Source organism: Peribacillus sp. P4_C12 (genome assembly GCF_056402095.1).
Window position 1 is genome coordinate 1 of record NZ_JBFUIB010000394.1, and the last position, 3,516, is coordinate 3,516.

A 3,516-nucleotide genomic window follows, 5' to 3' on the forward strand; every position below is an offset into this window, starting at 1 on the left:
ATCAAGCATACCAGTAATGCTATTAAGGTAGCGATTGGCAATGTCACTTTGATATATGAAGCAATAGGTACTAGCGAAGTACATACAAGCAAAAAGATAAGTGTCAAACTAACAAGCAGAGTACTTAGGGCAATTTCATTTGGTGTTTTTTGTCTTTTAGCTCCTTCTACCAAGTTAATCATACGATCAAGGAAAGATTCCCCAGGATCAGTACTTACTTTGACTTTGATATAGTCACTAATAACTTTTGTTCCACCTGTTACCGAACTAAAATCCCCACCAGACTCTTTTATTACAGCAGCTGATTCACCAGTAATTGCTGATTCGTCTACAGCAGCCACTCCTTCGATTACATCACCATCCGTTGGAATTAAATCATTGGCTTTCACTAAAACTGTATCGCCCTTGCGTAGTTCTGTGGCATCGACTATTTTTATGCTGCCATCTTTCAGGATTAACCTTGCTTTAGTATCCTGCTTTGTCTTTTTAAGACTATTAGCTTGTGCTTTTCCGCGTCCTTCTGCCAGAGCTTCAGCAAAATTAGCAAAAATAATGGTCATAAATAAAATGATGGTCACTGCAATGTTATATCCTCTTTCTGATATTCCACCAAAAAGTGCAGGGAATATTGAAAGGAGAAGGGTAATAACAAACCCTATTTCAACTACAAACATAACTGGATTACGAGCCATTACTTTTGGATTTAATTTTTTGAACGCATCTTTAATCGCCTCTAAAACAATTTTCTTACTTACGTTTGCTTTACGCTTTGTACTCATTTGGAATACTCCTTTTCAACATTTATCTAATCGTTAGCCACTCAGCGACTGGCCCAAGTGCAATTACTGGGAAGAAAGTCAATGCTCCAATAATTAAAACAGTAGCTAAAAGAATAACAAGGAACGTACTATTATCTGTTTTAAATGTTCCGTTTGTTTCTGGAACACGTTTCTTAGCGAGTAATGATCCAGCGACAGCAATCATTGCAATCATTGAGAAGTAACGGCCAAACAACATGACTAAACCAGTCGAAATATTCCAAAATGGTGTATTGTCACCTAAACCTTCAAAACCAGAACCATTATTGGCTGCAGAAGAAGTAAACTCATAGACTACTTGAGAAATACCATGAAAACCAGGGTTTGAAATAGCCGATGAACCCAACTGTGTTGCTAAAGCTATAGCAGAGGGTACTAAGATGATTAATGGATGCAGAAGAATCGCTATTGCTATTAATTTCATCTCCTTTCCTTCAATTTTCTTACCTAAAAACTCAGGTGTACGGCCAACCATAAGTCCGGCAAGAAATACAGCCATTACTGAATACATAAGGATATTTACCGTCCCTACTCCATCACCGCCAAACACACAGTTCAACATCATCATTGCCAGTGGTGCCATGCCTCCGAGTGGAGTAAGGGTATCATGCATATTATTAACAGAGCCTGTAGTAGCAGCTGTTGTCACACTTGTAAATAATGCACTCTGAGCAATACCAAAACGAACCTCTTTTCCTTCCATACTCCCATTCTCTTGTGAAAGACCTATTTTCTCTAATGCTGGATTACCATTTTTTTCATTGATAAAAGTAATACTTAAGAAGACAAGCAACATTAATCCCATCGCTGAAAAAAGGATCCAGCCTTGTTTCTTATTTCTCGCCATATATCCAAAAGTCAATGGAAGAGCGGCAGGTATAAGAAACATAGATAATATTTCCAAGACATTTGTAAAACCGTTAGGATTTTCAAATGGATGGGCTGAGTTGACCCCAAAGAATCCTCCTCCATTTGTACCAATGTGCTTGATAGACTCTAATGCAGCTACAGGACCTCTTGCAATATTTTGCGTGGCTCCTTCTAATGTGTTAGCAATTGCTGTAGGATTAAGTGTTTGCGGCACCCCCTGTGACACTAGAACTAAACCAATCAAAATAGATAATGGAAGTAGCACCCGAGTAATCGAACGGATTAAATCCACATAAAAGTTTCCTATACTCCGCTGATTCGYTAACCCTCTAAAAAATGCCATACATAATGAAAGACCAGTAGCGGGTGTCGTAAACATCAAGAATATAATTACTGCCATTTGAGATAAATAAGAAAGACCCGATTCTCCACTATAGTGCTGTAAATTGGTATTTGTAAGAAAACTTGCAGCAGTATTAAATGCCAATAATGGCTCCATGCTGTCTATCTTACTAGGGTTACCTGGTAAAACACCTTGAAAGCGAATGATAATGTACGAGATAATAAACATTACTAAGTTACTCAATAGCAGTGCCTTGGCATACTGCTGCCATCTCATATCATTTGTATCAATGCCAGATAGTTTGAAAATAACTCGTTCTATTTTTCCAAACATGCTATCTTGTTTTGTTATTTCAAGAGAATAAACATTCGTTAAATATTTGGCCATTGGTATGGCTAATATAACGACAAGTGCCAATACCACGCCGATTTGTAATAAATCCATTTACTTTTCCTCCGTTAGTAACTATTAATATTTTTCTGGATAAATTAGAGCATGAATTAAATACAATGTAATCGCTCCGACGATAAGAAATAAAAACATTATCTACTCTCCCTCTTTTTCTATAACTTTGTTACAAAAAAGAATAAATCCTAAAAAGAGAAAAAAAGTTATAGCTATAAGTAATATCGATACAAAATCCATGTGAATTTCTCCCTTCTCATTCCAAACAATCATTAAGAATAAATTTCTTTTTTTCACCGCTTAATAATTACTGGCAATTAAACTAGAGAACATTGTTTGTTAAAATCCGATAACACAATCAGCTCCCATTCTTTTACACATGCTAATATATTGGTTATGACAAGTGACTACTATTAGTCTGTAAGGTTTGAACTCTGAAAAAATTCTAACAATGTTAATTCCATCAATAAGAGAATTAGGAAAGAGATACAGTTATAAAAAGCTCGTGCATTCGGGAAAATTGATAGTGATCTTAAACCACTTTTTGTCATAGTAAAATATTTACAGATTATTTGTGTGCATATGGCTAGCCAAGATGCTATTCTTTACTAAATTTGAATAATTTCTAATCAGTACTTTTCCCATACAATCGCTCCACTTACTTTTTTTGTTTTCCACGCTTAATTTTTTCTTGGTTAGATAATCCTGACTACTAAAACATAAAAAAATAGACCAATGCTTACTCTCTCTCCAGTATGCAGCCATGCAAATTCTATTCAGATTCCAGCAGCGTAAAAAACATTCACGCAGCGGAAAAAAGAATGACTTGCACAAGCAAACATATTGTTGGAGAAAAAGTACTCATTGGTCTACTTAACGCCTAGCAAGCTATACAGCTCTCTCTGCGATCAGTCTTCCAAGAAACCTTTTCATTTATAGGCATAATAAAAAGACCTACTGAAATGACAGGTTGCTTTTTTGCTTTAATCACAACAAAAAAAGCCTCCTGAATTAAGGTGGTCTAATGACCTCCTTCGCTTTAGCCGACGAAGTTAGCTGACGGGTAGGATGGCGAAAGAG

At 36.2% G+C, this 3,516-nt stretch carries 2 protein-coding genes; both read right to left on the bottom strand.

Translation table 11 applies throughout. The annotated features are described in order from the left end of the window. On the bottom strand, positions 1-779 hold a 779-nt coding region (locus tag AC1DUW_RS23655), incomplete at its 3' end, for an HAD-IC family P-type ATPase (protein WP_477643599.1). Between the two features lie 22 nt (positions 780-801). Next, positions 802-2,475 (bottom strand): potassium-transporting ATPase subunit KdpA, encoded by a 1,674-nt coding sequence (gene kdpA, locus AC1DUW_RS23660; RefSeq protein ID WP_477643600.1) that lies wholly within the window; start codon positions 2,473-2,475, stop codon positions 802-804. Positions 2,476-3,516 lie beyond the last annotated feature (1,041 nt).